14 protein-coding genes are annotated in these 18,201 nt (G+C 58.1%); 6 read left to right on the top strand and 8 right to left on the bottom strand.

Annotated features, from left to right (window positions below; translation table 11 throughout):
* Nucleotides 1-4: 4 nt before the first annotated feature.
* The gene (locus SH292x_RS14090; protein ID WP_442481649.1) at nt 5-562 is read right to left on the bottom strand and encodes a TetR/AcrR family transcriptional regulator; all 558 of its coding nucleotides are present in this window, start codon (nt 560-562) and stop codon (nt 5-7) included.
* A 163-nt stretch (nt 563-725) separates the two neighbouring features.
* Between SH292x_RS14090 and SH292x_RS14085 the strand changes: the two genes are divergently transcribed.
* The 5 genes from SH292x_RS14085 (at nt 726) to SH292x_RS14065 (ending at nt 6,914) form a co-directional block, all read left to right on the top strand.
* A complete protein-coding gene (locus tag SH292x_RS14085; RefSeq protein ID WP_442481648.1) occupies nt 726-1,442 on the top strand; it encodes a hypothetical protein in 717 nt (238 codons plus the stop codon).
* Between the two features lie 35 nt (nt 1,443-1,477).
* Nucleotides 1,478-2,404, top strand: coding sequence for an SDR family oxidoreductase (locus SH292x_RS14080; RefSeq protein ID WP_442481647.1), 927 nt, complete (start codon nt 1,478-1,480; stop codon nt 2,402-2,404).
* Between the two features lie 67 nt (nt 2,405-2,471).
* On the top strand, nt 2,472-4,256 hold the full coding sequence (locus SH292x_RS14075) for a PQQ-binding-like beta-propeller repeat protein (protein WP_442481646.1): 1,785 nt from the start codon (nt 2,472-2,474) through the stop codon (nt 4,254-4,256).
* Nucleotides 4,257-4,337: 81 nt separating this feature from the next.
* Nucleotides 4,338-6,116: a restriction endonuclease subunit M gene (locus tag SH292x_RS14070; protein WP_442481645.1), complete on the top strand. Its 1,779-nt coding sequence runs from the start codon at nt 4,338-4,340 to the stop codon at nt 6,114-6,116.
* Between the two features lie 3 nt (nt 6,117-6,119).
* The gene (locus SH292x_RS14065) at nt 6,120-6,914 is read left to right on the top strand and encodes a restriction endonuclease subunit S (RefSeq protein ID WP_442485860.1); all 795 of its coding nucleotides are present in this window, start codon (nt 6,120-6,122) and stop codon (nt 6,912-6,914) included.
* A gap of 268 nt (nt 6,915-7,182) precedes the next feature.
* On the opposite strand, the gene SH292x_RS14060 is transcribed toward SH292x_RS14065, so the two are convergent.
* From SH292x_RS14060 to SH292x_RS14040, 5 genes are all read right to left on the bottom strand, one after another.
* Nucleotides 7,183-7,704 (bottom strand): DUF6790 family protein, encoded by a 522-nt coding sequence (locus SH292x_RS14060; protein ID WP_442481644.1) that lies wholly within the window; start codon nt 7,702-7,704, stop codon nt 7,183-7,185.
* A gap of 369 nt (nt 7,705-8,073) precedes the next feature.
* On the bottom strand, nt 8,074-9,321 hold the full coding sequence (locus tag SH292x_RS14055) for an FG-GAP repeat protein (RefSeq protein ID WP_442481643.1): 1,248 nt from the start codon (nt 9,319-9,321) through the stop codon (nt 8,074-8,076).
* Nucleotides 9,322-10,290: 969 nt separating this feature from the next.
* Entirely contained in the window at nt 10,291-11,250 is a 960-nt protein-coding gene (locus SH292x_RS14050) for a type II secretion system F family protein (protein ID WP_442481642.1), read from the bottom strand.
* Between the two features lie 118 nt (nt 11,251-11,368).
* On the bottom strand, nt 11,369-12,337 hold the full coding sequence (locus SH292x_RS14045) for a type II secretion system F family protein (RefSeq protein WP_442481641.1): 969 nt from the start codon (nt 12,335-12,337) through the stop codon (nt 11,369-11,371).
* Nucleotides 12,338-12,382: 45 nt separating this feature from the next.
* Nucleotides 12,383-13,708, bottom strand: a complete 1,326-nt coding sequence (locus SH292x_RS14040) for a CpaF family protein (RefSeq protein WP_442481640.1) — start codon at nt 13,706-13,708, stop codon at nt 12,383-12,385.
* A gap of 421 nt (nt 13,709-14,129) precedes the next feature.
* Between SH292x_RS14040 and SH292x_RS14035 the strand changes: the two genes are divergently transcribed.
* Nucleotides 14,130-14,810: a PEP-CTERM sorting domain-containing protein gene (locus SH292x_RS14035; protein WP_442481639.1), complete on the top strand. Its 681-nt coding sequence runs from the start codon at nt 14,130-14,132 to the stop codon at nt 14,808-14,810.
* 105 nt (nt 14,811-14,915) lie between these two features.
* Here the strand turns inward: SH292x_RS14035 and SH292x_RS14030 are convergent, their stop codons facing one another.
* Together SH292x_RS14030 and SH292x_RS14025 are read right to left on the bottom strand one after the other, a co-directional pair.
* On the bottom strand, nt 14,916-16,157 hold the full coding sequence (locus SH292x_RS14030; RefSeq protein ID WP_442481638.1) for a response regulator: 1,242 nt from the start codon (nt 16,155-16,157) through the stop codon (nt 14,916-14,918).
* 157 nt (nt 16,158-16,314) lie between these two features.
* The gene (locus tag SH292x_RS14025; RefSeq protein WP_442481637.1) at nt 16,315-18,159 is read right to left on the bottom strand and encodes a pilus assembly protein N-terminal domain-containing protein; all 1,845 of its coding nucleotides are present in this window, start codon (nt 18,157-18,159) and stop codon (nt 16,315-16,317) included.
* Nucleotides 18,160-18,201 lie beyond the last annotated feature (42 nt).

Genomic DNA, 18,201 nt, shown 5'->3' with positions numbered 1-18,201 from the left:
GGCGCTAGAGACCAGCAAGCACCAGCTTGCGCATGTCGGCCAGCAGCTGCCGTAGCTCGGTCGCGTTGTCCGCTGACATATTGAAGCCCTTCAAGGAAGTTCGCATCAATCGGGCGAGCTCGGGGGCAGATAGTGTCGACTTCGACTTCTTGCCGACCGCCGGCTCCAAGATCTCAACCAGCAGGGCTTCGAAATCCAGGGCCGACTTCTTGATCACCTCGGCCGCGAATTCCTTGACGCTCACGTACAAGTCGGCCGCATCGGGCGAGGCTCGCATCAATTCGTACGGACCCACGCACCAGATCTCGAAGGCATGGGCCAGCTTCTCGTCGACCGTCTTGAGCGGCCCGATCGCCGCCCGAATTTTCTCGAGGTTCTCCGCCGTCATCTGACGGACCACCTCGATGAAGATCTTCTCCTTCGACGGAAACACCAAGTACAGCGCCGGCCGCGACATCTGCGCGGCCTCCGCCAGGTCGGCCATGGTCACACGCTTGTACCCGTACCGAATGAAGACGTCGAATGCCGCCCGAACAACTTGCTCCTCTTTGTCATTGGCCATCGATTTAGTGTTGACAAACCATGTCAGAATGTCAACAATCTGACGAAATGACGATATGTGTCAGTGTGACAAATCGTCCAGGTGCCAGCCGTGGCTCGCAGGGCGACTCGCCCTCGCAACCAGCCGCTCGCCCACTTTCGTGACGAAGTAAAAGGAGTTTCCCATGCGTCTGGTTACCAGTTTCACCTGTCTCGCGGTTGTCAGCTTGGCGACCCTCGCCCGTGGCGAGGAACCCCATTTCACGGGCGAGATCTACGCCACCGGCGGAGGCGACGCCCCCCAGTTTCTGGTCGAGAGCGGGGCGAAGCCCACCGGCGACGGGCAGATTTACTTCGAGCGCTACACCGATCCCGCCGGCAACTTGATTGGCGAGATCCAGGCCACGTACGAAGCGGGCCGGCTCAAGGCGGTGAAGTTCGAGCAACACCAACTCGGCGAAACATCGTCCGCCGTGATCGCCGACGGCAAAGTCCACTACTCGCACACCTCTGGCGGCAAGACCAAAGAGAGCACCGAAAAGGACCCTGGCAACCTGGTCGCCTTCCCCGCGCTTCCTTACGTCATCGCTTCGAACTGGGACACCTTGCACCAAGGCAAGACCATCGACTTCACCATCCCCGCCCCCGCCCGCAGGCAAGGCATCGCGTTTCAGATCACCAAGGACAAGTCGTGGTCGCAAGCAGGTCGGGCCGTTACTCAATTCAAGATGGTCCCCGCGAATCCGCTGCTCCGTACGCTCGCCGAACCAAAGTACTTCGTCTTCGCCGACGACAGCAAGCAGCTGATCGAAGCCCGAGGTCGCACGCTGCTAAAAACCGGCGGGCCCGGCAACTGGAAAGACTTCGACGGCCGCGTGGTCTATCGGCCCGCCGCCAAGTAGAAACGGCGTGTTCAACCCTTCAGAGAGAATGCACCATGCTCACGTTTCATCGCTGGACAACTCGAGACATTCCCTCACTCGCCGGCCAAACCGCGGTGGTCACCGGGACCGGGGGCCTGGGGTTCGTCGACGCGCTGGAACTAGCGCGCGCAGATGCCGACGTCATTCTTGCGGGCCGCAATCCTCAGAAAGGAGCCGAAGCGGTCGCACAAATCATCGCGCAAGTGCCGTCGGCTAGCGTGCGATTCGAACTGCTCGATCTTGCTAGTCTCGAGTCGGTCGAGCTATTCGCGATGCGAGTGCAGAATCAACACGACAAGCTCGACCTGTTGATCAACAACGCGGGAGTGATGGTTCCGCCCAAACGCGAACAAACAGCCGATGGCTTCGAGCTGCAACTCGGAACCAACGACTTAAGTCACTTCGCCCTGACGGCGCACCTGGTGCCAATGCTCCAGAGAGCCACCGACCCTCGGGTGGTGACAGTCTCGAGCATCGCCGCTCGCCGGGGGCGAATCGACTTTGGCGACCTTCAGGCGGAGCGCAGCTACAAGCCGATGCAAGTGTACGCCCAATCGAAACTTGCCTGCTTGATGTTCGCCATCGAACTCCAGAGGCGGAGCGATGCCCTTCGCTGGGGCCTCGCCAGCATCGCTGCGCATCCCGGAGTCTCTCGCACCGACTTGCTGTACAACGCTCCCGGACGCTGGAGCAAGGAAGGCCTTGCGCGAAGCATGTTGTGGTTCTTGTTCCAACCCCCGCAACAAGGAGCCCTGCCAACGCTGTTCGCCGCCACCTCGCCCGACGCCATGCCTGGCGAATACTATGGGCCGGCGAACTTCAACGAGCTTCGCGGAGGTCCTGCCTTTGCCAAAGTTCCCCTGGCGGCCGACGACCCGTTGGTCGCCGGCAAGCTATGGGTGGAATCCGAGACCCTTACGCGGGCGAGATTTCCCAGTTAAACAAAATCGCTAGACAGAACCATCGCCGCCGAGTTTTGCTTTTACCCCTCTGCTGGACTCAATCAACATGTCACTCAACGAAGCACCTGAAACCGATACCGCGGCGAGGTCCGACATCGAATCCAACCGCGCGCCCGCGCTCCGCCTCTGGCCCGCCATGGTCATCATCGTGGCGATGTGGCTACTGGCCCACGTGCCGGGCTGGGTGGTGCCGCTGACGCTCGTCCATTTCATCACCATGCAGTTCGCGCCGGTGTTGGGGTTGGTGATGCTGTCGATTTGGTGGCTCATGTCGAAAGCGCTGCCGATGCGCAAGCGACTCGTCGGCCTTGCGCTCGCCTACGCCGTGTGCGGACTCGCGATTGGGCTCGCGCATTCGTCGTTGTGGGTGATCATGATCGTCTACGGCCTCCCCATATCGCTCACGCTCTTCGTGCTCACTCTCCTACTTACCCGATCTTCGGGTGTACCTCGGCAGGCGTGGATTGGGCTCGCGTCGTTCGCGATCGTCATGCTCGGATCGCTATTCCTCCGCGTCGGCAAGATCAACGCGAACTTCGAGTTCGACCTCGTGCCACGCTGGACGCCGACCGCCGAAGACAACCTGATGCTCGCCCACGAAGCGAAACCCACCGAGCCGCCAGTCGAGCTCCTCGAACTTACTCCCAACGCCACCGACGCCGACTGGGCCGAGTTTCGGGGCCCGCGTCGTGATGGCATTATCAAAACCGTGTCGTTCGACAGCGATTGGAAGTCGAAGCCACCCGCCGAGCTCTGGCGACAGCCGATCGGGCCGGGGTGGTCGTCGTTCTGCGTCGTCGGCCCCGTCTTCTTCACGCAGGAACAGCGTGGCGCGGAGGAACTCGTCTCCGCTTACTCCGTGGCCGATGGCAAACCAATCTGGACGCGCGCGAACGAGTCGCGATTCGAAGCCGCGATGGGAGGCGTCGGGCCGCGTGCTACTCCGACCTACCGCGACAAACAGCTCTACACCACTGGCGCCTCGGGCCTCGTCCAGTGCCTCGACGCCAGCACTGGCGAGCCAGTCTGGCAGTTCGACTTGATGAAAGAACTCGGCGTCCCCCTGCCGGGCTGGGGGTTTGCGAGTTCGCCCCTCGTGCTCGACGACACGGCCATCGTCTTCGCCGGCGGCGGCGACGAGAACGCGATGGTCGCCCTCGACCGCAAGACGGGCAAAGTCGCCTGGTCCATCGGCTTCGGCAGCCACGGCTACAGCTCGCCCCAGCTCTCGACCATCGACGGCGTAGAGCAAGTGCTCATCAGCACCAACCGCGGCGTCCAGTCGGTCGACCCCGCCACGGGGCGTCTGCGGTGGAAACATGAATGGGACATCGGCGAGATGGCCCGCGTCACCCAGCCCACGGTGGTCGACAGCACCGTCTACCTCGGCACCGGCTACGGCCGGGGCACCATGTGCATCGACGTGACGCACGATGTCACCCACGGGGGGGACACGTGGACGACCAAAGAACGCTGGACCGAATCGATGAAGCCCTACTTCAACGACTGCGTCCACCACCAAGGCCACCTCTACGGCTTCGACAACCAGCTGTTCATGTGCCTCGACGCCGAAACGGGCGAGCGAGTCTGGAAACGCCGCGGCTACGGCCACGGCCAAGTGTTGCTGGTCGAGCAAATGGAAACCTTGCTCATCATCACCGAAGAGGGCGAACTTGTTTTACTCGAAGCCAAGCCCGACAAACCCAAAGAACTAGCCCGCCTCGAATCGCTCCACAGCATCACCTGGAACCACCCGGTGATCGCGCAGGGTAAGTTGTTCGTAAGGAATGCGGAGGAGATGGTTTGTTATGAGTTGGATTTGGTGGAGTAGCTTCGTAGGGTACGGCAACGGTGGGATCGTTGACCACGGCTCCCACCTCCGATAGCATTAGGCAAAAACGGAGCCGTAGCTATGGATGATTTCAAAATATCGCTGTCTGATGATGGAAAAATCATCGACTTCCTGTTACACGTCCCATTAGAGCCAACGCCCGAAGAGTTCGTTCGTCAACAGTATTTGAGAACGCTTCACTTTGAGTATCAGTACCCCAAGAATGTTCTGCGTCGCGAGGTTGCTATCCACTATGGCAGCAAGGAGATGCTGGATAAGGATGGAAACCCGGTTCGCGCTGATATCGTAGTCTACAAGTCGGCCAAGGCGTGCCAAGACAAAGATCAGGGTGGAATACTCTTGATCGTAGAATGCAAGAAACCGGAAGAGCAGCAAGGATATAATCAGTTAGTATCCTACATATTTAATACCAGTGCTCAAGGAGGAGTGTGGTACAACGGTGGAAACATTAGTTATTTCCGCCGACTACAAGAACCCAATAATGAATTAGTTCCCTGGACGGGCATCCCTCGACGAAGTGAAGCTTGGGATGCACTTGGACGGCGCAAGAAAGCCGATCTGAAAAGGCCCCGAGACATTAAGGGGCTTTTGCGACGATGCCACAACCGGCTTCATGGTCGCGGGGTGGATGGTGACGAGGAAGATTTGACCATGGATATGGTGCGTCTCTTCCTGGCGAAAGCGATGGACGAAGAACGCGCCGGCGAGTTGCCTGAGTTTTATTGCACCCCCGAGGAGTACCGCAGTGAAGCTGGACAGGCGGCAGTGGCGAAACGAGTCTCGGATCTGTTCAAAGACGTTGTTTCGCTAAACTCTGATGTCTTTGGTGAACATGAGAGGATTGGCGTTGGGCCTCGCGCCATTGCGGATGTCGTCACTGAGCTTCAGTCGTATCGATTGCTAAGTGACCTGAACGAGTCAGTGGATTGGGACTTGATGGGGCACGCGTATGAGGAGTATACGTCCACATACTTGAAGAGAAAACGAGGCCAGTTCTTTACCAATCGACTGGTTGTCGACTTAATGGTTTCAGTCCTAGATCCAACCTACTCAGATATGATTTTGGACCCGGCGGGAGGGTCTGGAGGTTTTTTGACTGGTGCCATGCGATATGTTCGGAACAAAATCTTGCAAGGCGATGGTAGCAAGGTTTCCAAACAGCGGCAGTTAGATCGACATCGAACTCGATTGTTCATGGTTGAAGTTAGTAAGCGACTCGTGAAGGTCGCGAAAACTGCCATGATTTTGAATGGCGATGGTCACACGGGAATGACTCAGGGAGATAGCCTGGGGCCCGTTTCAAAACTTGATGACATCATTAGTGCTCAATGTGGGATCTCTAAACCCCATATCATTCTAACCAATCCTCCCTTTGCAGGCGTTGGAGATGGGCGTATCTCCGACCCAGATATTCTGGATCAGTTCATCTGTGGCAAGCGATGGACCGAGGAAGGCAGTGTCTATCGTCCCACAGACCAACGCCTGGGAGACGGTTGTCCACCTGAGATGTTGTTCTTCGAGCGATGTCTTCAGTGGCTTGCGCCTGGTGGCAAACTTGCGATCGTCATGCCGAAGAGCTTCTTAGATACGGCAACTTACAGGCCAGCTAGAAGCCTGCTCTTCCAGTCGGCTCAACTATTGGGGGTCGTTAATTGCCATAAGAACACTTTTCAGCCGCACACGGGCGTACGAACATGCTTGTTGTTTATCCGTAAGTTTGAGAGGGAAGAGAAGAAGGCAAAACCGTATCAGATCTTCATGGCAATCTCCAGAAAGGTGGGGCAGGATAGCGAGGGCGTTCCTATATTCAAGCGAGATGCTAACAATCGTCCAACCTAAACTATTGATGAGGACCTGTCAGAAATTCTACAGGACTATGTTGCATTTCGGTCCCGCGAACTGAAGGAATCCGAGTATCGCTTTGCCGTTAGCTCGGAGGACATTGACGCTCAATGTCGGATAAACCCGCAAGCGCACTTACCGAATCTCAACGAAACCTTACGGCGAATTGAGGGGATTGATGGCACCGAAGGATGGAGTGTATCGGCACTCTCGCAGATTCACCAAGGTGTTCAAATCTTTAAGGGGCCCCGCTTTAAAAGCGAAAACATCATTGTTGAAAAGTCCGATGTGCCAACTGCGGAGCCTTATTATACGCCATCAGCCATTTTGCAAGACAAAAGCGATAGTGTGAAGTGGCTTGATGTTTCTAGAGCAACGGTAAAGCAGATCGCGACTATAAATGCAATTCGTGTCCACAGAGGAGATATTGTCGTTACTCGATCAGGAAGTATTGGCCGCGTAGCGTATATTACTAGTCGATTCGACAGCGCGATCGTTAGTGACGACCTCATTCGAATTCGAATTCCGGACGAGAAGCTCAGGCTTTATGTTTTTGCTTTCCTGCAATCAAAGTTTGCACAGGATCAAATGTTGCGTAATGAGTATGGTGCGGTTCAGCAGCACCTTGAACCAGTGCACCTCGCCGACCTTCTTGTGCCAATTCCAGATGACATGAGTGCCGTTGCCGAAGTGGTAACTGCGACTCGCAAACACTTGTTAGCGAAAGAGAAGTACGAGGATTTCGGAGCACATGCCGTCGAGACTATTGAGACCCAAATCTCCGGGCTGTGTTAGTTTTAGATGATCGTCGCCCGCCACTGCTGGCTTGTCGGGCTTCACCTCGGATTGCGACTTCCACCCATCGAATGCCCTTCCTCGCAAATCGCCGCGTTGTCCCTCAACCAGCAGTGCCATAGGGGACTGTGCCTCCAATTCTCCCTCACCTCTTGGACGACGATAGGTGTAGCGAAGGATTGGCAACGAAAAGGTAGGTGCAAGCACCGTACCCTACGGGCCTAAAGGCCACATCCGTCGGGTCAGCAGAGACACTCGACCCCGTGACTTACACCGCCACCTGAGCAACCGCGCTCGGTCGCCGGTAGGCTAACCACAGCAGCACGAAGCCAACAACCGGCATGAAGAGGTCGGTCCACAGGATGATACCGGCGTTGCCGGGCGCGTAGTTGTGATCGACCACGATCTGGCGGAGGTGGCCGACAGCCGCCCCCCATTGAAAGAGCGCGGGGCCCAGCAGGGCACCCAATCGAGCTTGGAAGTTGCTGCGATACGCGAACATCGCCACCGCCGCAAAGCCGAGACTCGCGTAGCCCACTTCGTACTGGAACGGGCTGTTCTGCCAGCCGATGAACGCCGCCGCTTGTTCGGCAAAGAACACGTGCATCACGAAGTTGTAGAAGTACGAAACACCGATGGCAAAGAACAAGTAACCGGCGAGCAACCGATCGGCCACGTCGACCCCCGTCGCCGGACGACGCACCGCCAACGACACGAGCGCAGCCACCACGCCGATCACCAGAAAGGTGAGCGTAAAGTTGCCCAGGACAAATTCAAGGAAGTCGGCCATCGCAGCTACCAGGGGTACCAACAAAATTCGCCCGTCTTCGACCCAACGGACCACCTTGCAAGTTTAGCTCGCCGGGAGGTGCAGTTAGCTTCGATTTGCACTTTTTTGAGGACGGTGGAAAGGCGTCCCGAGAGGGATGAATCGAAGGTAAACGGCTGGTGCGAGTACCGCACATCACGAGTAGGCCGGTCGTCTCGGCCGGCAGCCGACTTTGCCACTTCGTCGAATGCTCAAGGTCGGACGGGATGTGACCATGCTGGCTTCCAGAAGTGATGGCGGTGTCCCTCGACGGCCGGGACGACCGTCCTACGGGGCAGCTTGGGATTCTCCACTTCGGGATAAACCCGGTAGGCCCCCGCAACGAATCGTCTAGTATTTTCTACGTAGACCGAGAATGGCCAGGGCACCGACCGTTGTGATGACGACAGACGTGGGCTCGGGGACGGTGGTTCCGTAGATGACCACGCGGCCGAATGAAGTATCCGATTCGGGGCCGCCGATGACGAGCGAGCCTTGCTTGGTGACGGCAACCGAGGTGCCAAAGCGAACTTGAGTTATGCGTCCGAGCGGCCGCATGGTATCGACAACCTCACCTGTTCGAATATCGAAAACGAACGCCGAGCCATTGAAGTATCCAAACTGGCTATCGACTTCCGCCCCCACGAGCAACAAATCTTGGTTGATCGTCGCCAAAGAAAAACCAAAATTAGCCACTCCCGGCGGACCCGGATAGGCGATGGTCCGGAGGAGATCGCCACTTTCGATGTCGAAAAGGTAGACCTGCCCCTGATTAGAGGGAATTCCCGCCGCTCCGTATGCAGAGATGGCAACCGTGCTGTCGCCGAGGACAGTCATTTCCAATCCGAAGCCAGCATTTTCCGTGGGCGAAGGATTCTCAAACGTTTGCAGGATCTGGCCGCTTCCGATGTCCATCAGGTAGGCGACGCCCACCCGGTCGATGTTTCCCTTGTCTGCACGCGGAGCACCTACCAACAAACGTTGGGTGTCGACCGCCGCCAGAGAATGTCCAAACCAATCGTTCGCGAAGGAGGCGTCGTTCGGGTTGTTCAGCCGCCGGATGATCGAGCCGTCGTTGTAGTCGACAATTTGGACGGCACCACCATAGGCGAATGCGTTCTCACCGGGAGCGCCAATCGCCACGTTCGTTCCCCCCATCCATTCCAGCGATCGTCCAAAAAGGTTGCCACCGCCTGCTATGGGAGAAAAAATCGTACGGATCAAGGCGCCATTGGTTGCGTCCAAGACATGAACGGCCCCAGCATCAGGTCCCCGATGATCGTCGGACTCGGCACCCACTAAGACCGTCGAATTGCCAACACCGAGAAGCGCGCTGCCGAACCGATCGAAAAGTGCGGGCGTGGGGTTAGGTAGCGTTAGTAGCGGCGATGTAGGGACAGCTGGATCGAAGACGTAGACGGCACCCGAATAGTTTGCCCCCGAACTGACGAACGGCGCGCCTACGAGAATGCGACCATCGTCGAGCGTGCTGACGGTTTGACCGAAGGCGTCGCTGCGATTCCCATTGGTTCGCAGCGTCGTGATCTCACCGGTTAGTATCGACTCGACTGGCGATAGGGCCGAGGCGAAGTGGGACAAGCTCAGTAAAGCCAAGACGAAAAAGGCAAACCGACACGTACAAGTCATGCTCTAACCCCCGGCACGAGTGAAAACCGTCGGCAATCTTGTTCGACGCTCCCAGTTTACCGATCCCCGCCCAAGGGTGCCACTGCAGGGCTGCGATCTCGTAGCTGCTTATGCTCAGCAATTTAGTTTTTGAGATGGCCGTGCCCCGACAACCCGTTCGTGGCACATCACGAGTAGGCCGGTCGCGCAAGGCCGGCAGCCGACTTAGCCACTTCGTCGAATGCTCAAGGTCGGACGGGATGTGACCATGCTGGCTTCCTGAAGTGATGGCGGTGTCCCTCGACGGCCGGGACGACCGCCCTACGGGGCACCCCTGAGTTCGCAAGTCGCCCGAGAGCGTCATTCCCGCGCAGGCGGGAATCCAGATTCGAAGCCACTGGGTCCCCGCCTGCGCGGGGATGACTGCGGGGGTGACTGGGAATAGGGGAGGAACGGGATCGATTCCACCCGCAGAACTTTTTTCACTTTCTTGGAGAAAGTGACTAGAAAGCGCGCTTCGGGTGTGTTCTCATGTGCATGTTCACCGAGTTGGTGGACAGGCGTACTTTAGTAACTTGAAGCAAGCAGAACGAGGAGCGATGAATGATGAACGATGAACGATGAAGTTCGCGTGAGGGTCGGTGTGCGCGCGGAGGACGTAGCTGCAATTGCTGCACGCGGCGCGGAGCTTGATGCGGACTACGGTCTACGGGACGACCTTACGTCAGAAACGACACTCCCCTAACCCCAAGTCTCCAGCCCCTAACCCCTTAATGTCGCACCTGCGGGGAACCCCTGCGACTTTACTCGGGGAGCGATCTTCGCCTGGCGGTTCGCAAAGTGTTTGGCGGAGATGACTTAGAGCGAAAGGTTCAAGCGAGTGAAAAGGAATAATGTCGCACCCAATGTAATAATCGCGAAGTGCGACATTACTTGGGTGGACTACTTGCCCTGCATCGCGGGGAACATTTCGTTGATCATCGTGATGGCCGCGGGGCCGACGAGGACCACGAAGATGGCGGGGAAAATGAAGATCACCAGCGGGAAGATCAGCTTCACGGCGGTCTTCGCGGCCTTTTCTTCCGCCATCTGCCGACGGCGAGTACGCATCGAGTCGCTCTGGACGCGAAGCGCTTGGGCAACGCTCGAACCGAACTTGTCGGCTTGGATCAGAATCGCGGCGAGGGCTTTGAGATCGTCGACGCCGGTTCGCTGACCCAGTTCGTGCAGCACTTCGTTGCGCGCGGCACCCATTTGGAGTTGGAGGTTCGCGAGGCGGAACTCGTCGCTCAGTACGGCGTAGCTCTTCTGCATTTCCTCGGAAACCTTACGCATGGCTTGATCGAGACCGAGACCCGCCTCGACGCACACCACCATCAAGTCGAGGGCGTCGGGGAGACCGAAGAAGATGCAGTCCTGCCGACCACGTTTGCGGATCCATACGAACGCATCGGGCAGGTAGAACATGACGCCCGAGATGCCGACGGTGTACATCAGGGCCTCGATGTTAACTCCCTTGAGGTAGAGCATCGTGCCACCGCTGGCAAAGAAGCCGACCATCAAGCAGAGGAACTTCATGCCCAGGAAGATCGTTACGGCGTTCTCGCTGCGATACCCGGCGTGGGCGAGCTTCTGCTTGATTTTGCCCTGTTCCTCGGCCGTTTTGGGTTGGAGCGGAGCCGACAGCTTGGGCGACGCCTTGGCGATGAGTTTCGACATCGAGTCGTTCTTAGTCGCCGCCGCCCGCGGACCTTTGCGCGAATCCTGATATTCGTCGAGCCGCTCTTCCGCCCGCGAGCGCCCACCGGCACCGAGGAACTCGATAGCCGCCCACACCGCAGCCGCGACACAGCCGAAGATAGCGAGTTGGGTCAGAAGCGTGTTGCTAATCATGGCAAGCATGGGAAACTCAGTCTTCTATTGTCGGTCGAGTAAATTCAGGCGAGCCGGGCCCGTAAGGGCCGGGGTAGATCGAAGTAATGACAGCGAACTGTTTCTTTGGAACTACACGGCTTGGGAGTTAAACGCGAATGTTCACGATCTTGCGAATGACGATGGCACCGAGCAACTGCATCACCAAACCACCCACGAGCATCTTCTTGCCCAGGTCGTCGGTGAACAGCAGCATCAGGTAGTCGGGGTTCATGCGATAGACGCACACGAACAGGGCAGGGGGGAGCGCGAGCAGCACGATACCGCTCAAGCGACCTTCGCCCGTGAGTGCTTGGACCTGACCCCAGATCTTGAAACGCTCGCGAACCAGGTAGCCAATCTTGTCGAGGATCTCGGCAAGGTCACCACCCGTCTGGCGTTGCAGAATCACGGCGGTCGCGAAAAACTTGAGGTCGAGGTTGGGGATGCGCTCGGTGAGGTTGCTCAGCGCTTCCTCCAGCGGCATGCCAAGGTTTTGTTCTTCGAACGCACGGTTGAATTCCGTCGCGATGGGAGCCGACATTTCTTGACCGACGAGATTGAATCCCGACGCCAAGCTATGACCAGCTCGCAGGGCCCGCGAAATGAGTTCGAGCGCCTCGGGCATTTGAGCGGCGAACTTGTTGAGCCGCCGCTTCCGCTTCATCATCAGCCACATGAACGGCATGAAGCAGAGGAATGCGGAGATGATGGGAGCGAACTTGAGGGGCATTCCGCCCGCAGCAGGTAACGCAAAGCCCACCGCCCCGCACCCTGCGACAATGGCCAAGAACTTGCCGACAGTCATGTTGACGTCGGCTTGCTCGAACAAGAGGTTGAGATTGAGATAATTCGACACCATCTGCTCGAAGGCACTTTGAGTACCTTGACGCGAGGCGTTCAGGATCTCGCTGGTGATCGAATGACCCTTGGCCCCGGCGTCTTTCGAGCCGATGGTGAGGGCGCTTAGCCGCTGCGCGACTTCGTCCTCACGATCGCCGCGATAGACGGCCGCCACGCCAACCACCAAGGCCGCCACGCCGGCGAACACGCAAATGTAGATAATCCAAAGCGACATGGGCGTCAGGTGAGTTCGAGGTGTCGAGTGCGAGAAAGCTCGTGGCTAGTCCTGCATCATGATTCGTTCGCGGAAGGTGCTCGCGGGCAAACGAACGCCATTGGACTCCATCCGATCCATGAAGCTCGGACGAATACCGGTCGAGATAAAGTGCCCGACGCAGCGTCCGTTTTCGTCCACGCCGTCCTGGACGAACTTGAAGATGTCCTGCATGACGATGGTGTCCTGTTCCATGCCCAGAACTTCGGTGATGTGGGTCACCTTACGCGGACCGCCTTGCAAGCGGTTGGCTTGGACGATCAAGTCGACGGCGCTCGAAATCTGTTGCCGCATGGCTTTGATCGGCATCTCGTAGCCGGCCATCATGATCATCGTCTCTAGACGGGCGATGGCGTCGCGAGGCGTGTTAGCGTGGCAAGTGGTGAGCGAGCCTTCGTGACCGGTGTTCATGGCTTGCAGCATGTCGAGCGTCTCGCCACCACGGCATTCGCCGATGATGATGCGGTCGGGTCGCATACGCAGGCAGTTCTTCACCAAGTCGGTCGCGCTGATGCGACCCTTGCCTTCGATGTTCGGCGGGCGAGTTTCGAGACGCACCACGTGGTCTTGTTGCAGCTGGAGTTCCGCAGCGTCTTCGATCGTCACAATGCGGTCGTCGTTCGAGATGAAGCTCGACAGCGTGTTGAGCAGTGTCGTCTTACCCGAACCGGTACCGCCCGAGATGATGATGTTCAGCCGGGCCTTCATGGCGCCTTCGAGCAGCATGACCATCTCGGGGGTCAAGCTCTTGTAGTTCAGCAGGTCTTCGAGCTTCAGCGGATTCGAACCGAACCGCCGAATCGTGACGCTCGCGCCATCGAGGGCGAGTGGCGGAATGATGGCGTTCACGCGCGAGCCGTCAGGCAGGCGAGCGTCCACCATCGGGCAGACTTCGTCCACTCGGCGTCCAACTCGCGACACGATGCGATCGATGATTTGCATCAGGTGCTTGTTGTCGCGAAACACCACCGAGGTCTTCACGAGCTTGCCCGCCTTTTCGACGTACACGTGCTTGGGGCCGTTGACCATGATTTCGCTGATCGACGGATCCTTCAGCAGCAGCTCCATGGGTCCTAGGCCAAACGTCTCGTCGAGCACCTCTTCGACCAGACGATCGCGTTCGTTGCGATTGAGAAACGTGTCCTCGGTGTCGCACAGATGTTCGACGACCAGGCGAATCTCGCGACGGAGAACGTCCCCCTCCAACTCACCGACCCGGGACAAATCGAGTTTGTCCACCAGCTTGGTGTGGATGCGGCGCTTGATGTTCTCGAATTCGGCTTCGCGGTCCTGCTGCGAAAGCATGGACGAGCCGCCCGTGGAAGTACTCATGGCAGTTCGAATCTAAGGGGGATTACGCTTCGGGCCGGGGCACTTGGTGCCTGGCGTACTGGTTTTCTCTCAAAGCGTAGCTTAAATGCAGCACGGTGCTGGCCGACCGGGCGAAGGAGCGGTAAGAACCCGGGCCGGGGCCCAGCTGTCCGGGTCAGAAGGATTATCCGATCGAAGTTTTCGGATAACCCTGGTTCGTCGTTAGGTGTGGAATAAAGTGCGCTTAGCCGCAGTTTCTCCGGGTTTTACGGGGTCGTCGCGGTCGATTTTCGCGCCAGATGTAGAAAAATCAGAATTTCCTGTTGCAACGGCCTATAGAACGGTTATTCTGAGACCCGTGAAGTGCTATCGCTCAAGCCGCATCGGGGATGGGGGGGCGATATACCAGAGATTGGCCTCTAAAGAGATAGGTGGAGTACTAATGACGCGAACCAAATTGGCCCTTTTTGCGGCCTTGGCGCTAATGGCGCCGCTTGCTTCGGCAGGGATGATCGACATTACGATGACCGGCGCTGGTCTCACGTATAGCGACCCCGATGGCGTTGGTGCCGGGACGGGAACTCTCACTGACTCAGGCGCTCCCACGGACCCTCTTGCTTTGGTGTCCATCACCGAGGACGGCAACCCTGTAACGTTGCTTCAGCCGCCCACTCAAATGTCGTTCGATTTGTCCGTTCTCAACATTCCGTCGATCCTGATCCCGGCGGCTACCGGATCGACCTCAGTGACCGCTCCTGCTGGGGGCACTTTCGAGTTGTTCCTTTCGAACTCGTCGGCCCTATCGCTGACCCTCGACGAAGTTGAAGTCACCTACACTCGTATTAGCACTTCGCTGTTCGACATCCGCGTGTTCTTCGCCGGCACTGTCGGTAGCATCAATTCCCAAGCTTTGCCCGTGGGCGTCGAGCTGGGTGAGCCCGTTACGCTCTCGTTCAATATTCAGCAGGGTAGCACCGTTGCCCTGGGCGACTATCTCCAGAGCTACTCTGGAAGTGGTACCGGTATCATTTCCGCTGAGCGTGTTCCCGAACCCAGCACTCTCCTGATCGCTGGCCTCGGATTGCTCGCCGTAGCCGGTGTTCGTGCTCGTTCGAAGAAGTAATCGTTCCAGCACAACTGATTCAACGCACAGAGGGCAGGTCGAACGACCTGCCCTCTGGTTGTTTATAGCTACTCAAATTTCTTTGGCGGCGAGCATAATCGGCGCTCAATCGGCGGAGCCAACGTCGCTCGTCTTCGACGATTTGCTGCTGGACCATAGTCCAAGCCAGCTCGCCTTCTTGCTCGCCGGTTCGTTTTCCCCGGCAGTTCCATCCTCGCCATTCAGGGCGGCGGCCAATTGGCCGATGGATTGCGTGATCATCGCCTTGGGGGCCTGCTCAATCAGCGGCACGCCATTGTTGCGAACTTCGACCATCACCCGGTAGTCATTCGGCAATTGCCAATAGATCTCGTGGCCGAGCGTGTCCTGGGCCTTGCGGACGCTGATCTGTCCGGTGCCATGTCCCACGCGATTGACGATCACGCGAAGCTTGTCCTTGAGGCCCTCGGTCTGTCCAAATGCCATCATCAGGCGGACGACGTTTCGCAGGCAGGGCAGGTCGAGCTGGGTGACCATCAGGATGTCGGTCGCCATTTCCATGGCGAACATGTCGAGCTTCGTGTACGACTTCGACGTATCAATGATCAAGTGTGTGAAGGTGGCCTTCAGCAGGCCAAACATCCGCTGCAAGTCGTCGGTCGAGATGTGCCGAGCGTCTTCGAGCGCCACGGGTCGTGGCAGCAAGTAGAGGCCCGAGCTGTGTTTGGTGAGCGAGCGTTTTAGCAGCGTGAAGTCGAGTCGCGAGACGTTTTGCGCCACGTCGCTGAGCGTGTACTCGGGAATGGTGTCGAGGAACACGTCGGCGTCGCCAACGGCCAGGTCGAGGTCGACCAGTACCACGCTGTTCGACGGATTACTCGCGAGAGCGCATCCAAGGTTTACGGCGAGGCTCGTGGCGCCGACGCCACCTGTTGCTCCCGCGACGGTGATCACCTTGCAGCCACTTTGGCCACGGCTGTTGCTCGCCCCGAACTTGCTACGGGCGATGCGATGCACCGCGGCGGCGAGCTCTTCGGGCTTCATGGGCTGCGTGAGGAACTCTTTCGCGCCGGCACGCATGCTTCGCAGAATCAAGCTTCCGTCGGTCGAACTGCTGGTGACCAGCAGAGCGACTTCGGGGTGCGTGTGGGCCATCTTCTCGACGAGCTTGACTCCCGCGTCGGGATCGCTGTCGAGGTTAATAAGCCCAACGTCCGGATTGGTCTGCGTGACCACGTCGGAGAAGAACGCGTATCGCGAACACTCCGCTTCAAGCCAGACCGTGTCGAGGCCCAAGAGGGTCGACTTGAGCGCACCCCGCGTGGCGTCGTCTGGATCGACGATGGCAATGCGTAATACGTGGCCCATGGCAAAGGTGTTTCAGTTCGTGGTGTACGGCGAGTGGATCAGTAAAGCCCGGCGATTTTTGGTTACTGTCGTCAGAAGCGTAGCTCATGTGCTAAGCAGCGTGCCGACGGCGGGCGATTTTGAGACAATAGGCACCAAGCCAGCTTGTAACAGGTTGCTACTCGACGTCATAACCGACAGGGCCGATCAAACCACCCCTGGCGGAAGAACCGGAACCCGAGGGGGTCGCCACCGTTGGCGGAGCCGACTGGGTTGTCGCCCGGCGATAATTAGCCGTGCGAGGAGCGCCGTATCCACCAGGACCGTATCCATCCGCAGGGGCAGTCGGACGCGACGCCTGCTGAATGACAGGGCGATTCTGCGGGGTCGAACGTGCACCGGTGTCGGGCATCATTAAGTTTCCAGGCTGCGAAGGAGCCGGAGCCGGAGTGGGCGTGCCCGCCGGTACCGATTCGTAGCCCTCCTGGTAGGGCATGCCGGCCGGAGCCTGCATCTCGCCCATCGGTGCCGAGCCACCCATGCTCCCGTAGCCAGGGGATGGGAGCGAACCGGGGCCGCAGTCACAGCCCATTCCCGGGGTGCAGCTATTGCATCCCGAGGCACAAGGACCGTACGCATTCGGCACTTCGATGTGACCACCAATCATCAGTTCACAGCTACTTGGCGACATCGTGGCCATGCCCGGTCCGCAGGGAGGAACCTCATGCGGATCCATGGCGCTGACGAACTCCGGCGTGACGAGAATCAGCAGTTCGATTTCTTCGATTTCCTCGATCGTACGACGAAATGGCACGCCAAGAACAGGAACATCCTTGACCCATGGAAGTCCCCGGCTTACCGACCGGCTTCGTTGTTGGATGAGGCCAGCAAGCGCAAACGTCTGTCCGGCCTGCATCTCAACAGCCGTATCGGCTTGGCGAACTTTGAAACCAGGGACTTCGTACCCGGCAAGTGGAATGGCTGTCGCATAGTCCAGATCGCTCACTTTTGGCCTTACCTCGAGTCGGATGTTGCCATTTCCGAGCACGATTGGCAGAAAGTCGACTTGGGTGCCGTAGGGCTTGTACTCAATTGTCGTCGTACCAAGGGATTGAGGCACTGGGACGGGGATTTCGCCGCCTTCGAGAAACTGTGATGCGCGTCCACTTACGGCAACGATTCGAGGCTCCGCAAGAATCTTTGCAATGCCGTTGTCTTGTAATGCTTTGAGTAGGCCGAAGAAGGCGTTGTTTCCGCTGAGGATGCCGAACTCTACCGTCGCGCCTCCCTCACCTGTAACCGTCGTGATTCCGTTGCCATCTACGGAGGAGATGAGACCGCTCGGCCGGCTAGCAATAAACCCTCCGCTGGAGAAGTTCGCCCAGTCGAAACCCATTTCGCGAAGTTTGGTGCGCGAAACCTCAAACAACTTGACGTTCAGCAAAACCTGCTGCACACCGCCCACTTCCAGATTATTGATAACCTTCGGCGAGTAGTCTTCGGCGAGACGCATGATCGGGCTAACGTGGTCGGGGCTATCGACGAAGCCAGTTAGCATTAAGCTATTGGTGAACTTGCGAACGCCGACCGACGAGTTCGGGAACTGCGTCTTCAGCGCGTATTCCAGCTCGCGGACGTCGCCGTAGATGATGACGTCGATCGTGTGTAGGTTGTTTTCCTGGTCCCACAGGTTGATCTGCGTGACGCCTGGCTTCTTGGCGGAGACCTGAATCTGCGTTGCCGAGAGCGGCGTAACCGCAATCAGCTCCGGGTTGTTCACCTGGACGCGCGGAATGTTCGTGTCCAGCGTCAAGATGCGACTAGCATTGGTCGTCATCTCTAGTCGCTCGCTGTCGCGACCAATATGGCGAATGATGTTCGGCGTTGCGAATTCGGCAGAGGTCGCCGACGTTTGTGCGACGCACTCGGTCAGTTGCAGCGTTGCCACGAGGACAACGGCTAGTGCGCTGGCAGTCCACGAGCGCGCGGAACGACCGAGAATCGGCTGGGCTTGTTCGTACATCCCTGTACTTCCTTTTAGTCTTGCCGCCCGTAGGCGACCAAA

It is taken from the genome of Aeoliella fuhlenseeensis (assembly GCF_052161615.1).
Lineage (GTDB): Bacteria > Planctomycetota > Planctomycetia > Pirellulales > Lacipirellulaceae > Aeoliella.
Note: the sequence above shows the minus strand (reverse complement) of the source record. Positions and strands in the feature narration are given on the sequence as shown.

Excerpts from the sequence above, each read along its gene's own strand:
- SH292x_RS14090 (WP_442481649.1), bottom strand. The coding sequence starts at position 562 with ATGGCCAATGACAAAGAGGAGCAAGTTGTTCGGGCGGCATTCGACGTC.
- SH292x_RS14085 (WP_442481648.1), top strand. The coding sequence starts at position 726 with ATGCGTCTGGTTACCAGTTTCACCTGTCTCGCGGTTGTCAGCTTGGCG.
- SH292x_RS14080 (WP_442481647.1), top strand. The coding sequence starts at position 1,478 with ATGCTCACGTTTCATCGCTGGACAACTCGAGACATTCCCTCACTCGCC.
- SH292x_RS14075 (WP_442481646.1), top strand. The coding sequence starts at position 2,472 with ATGTCACTCAACGAAGCACCTGAAACCGATACCGCGGCGAGGTCCGAC.
- SH292x_RS14070 (WP_442481645.1), top strand. The coding sequence starts at position 4,338 with ATGGATGATTTCAAAATATCGCTGTCTGATGATGGAAAAATCATCGAC.
- SH292x_RS14060 (WP_442481644.1), bottom strand. The coding sequence starts at position 7,704 with ATGGCCGACTTCCTTGAATTTGTCCTGGGCAACTTTACGCTCACCTTT.
- SH292x_RS14050 (WP_442481642.1), bottom strand. The coding sequence starts at position 11,250 with ATGCTTGCCATGATTAGCAACACGCTTCTGACCCAACTCGCTATCTTC.
- SH292x_RS14045 (WP_442481641.1), bottom strand. The coding sequence starts at position 12,337 with ATGTCGCTTTGGATTATCTACATTTGCGTGTTCGCCGGCGTGGCGGCC.
- SH292x_RS14040 (WP_442481640.1), bottom strand. The coding sequence starts at position 13,708 with ATGAGTACTTCCACGGGCGGCTCGTCCATGCTTTCGCAGCAGGACCGC.
- SH292x_RS14035 (WP_442481639.1), top strand. The coding sequence starts at position 14,130 with ATGACGCGAACCAAATTGGCCCTTTTTGCGGCCTTGGCGCTAATGGCG.
- SH292x_RS14030 (WP_442481638.1), bottom strand. The coding sequence starts at position 16,157 with ATGGGCCACGTATTACGCATTGCCATCGTCGATCCAGACGACGCCACG.
- SH292x_RS14025 (WP_442481637.1), bottom strand. The coding sequence starts at position 18,159 with ATGTACGAACAAGCCCAGCCGATTCTCGGTCGTTCCGCGCGCTCGTGG.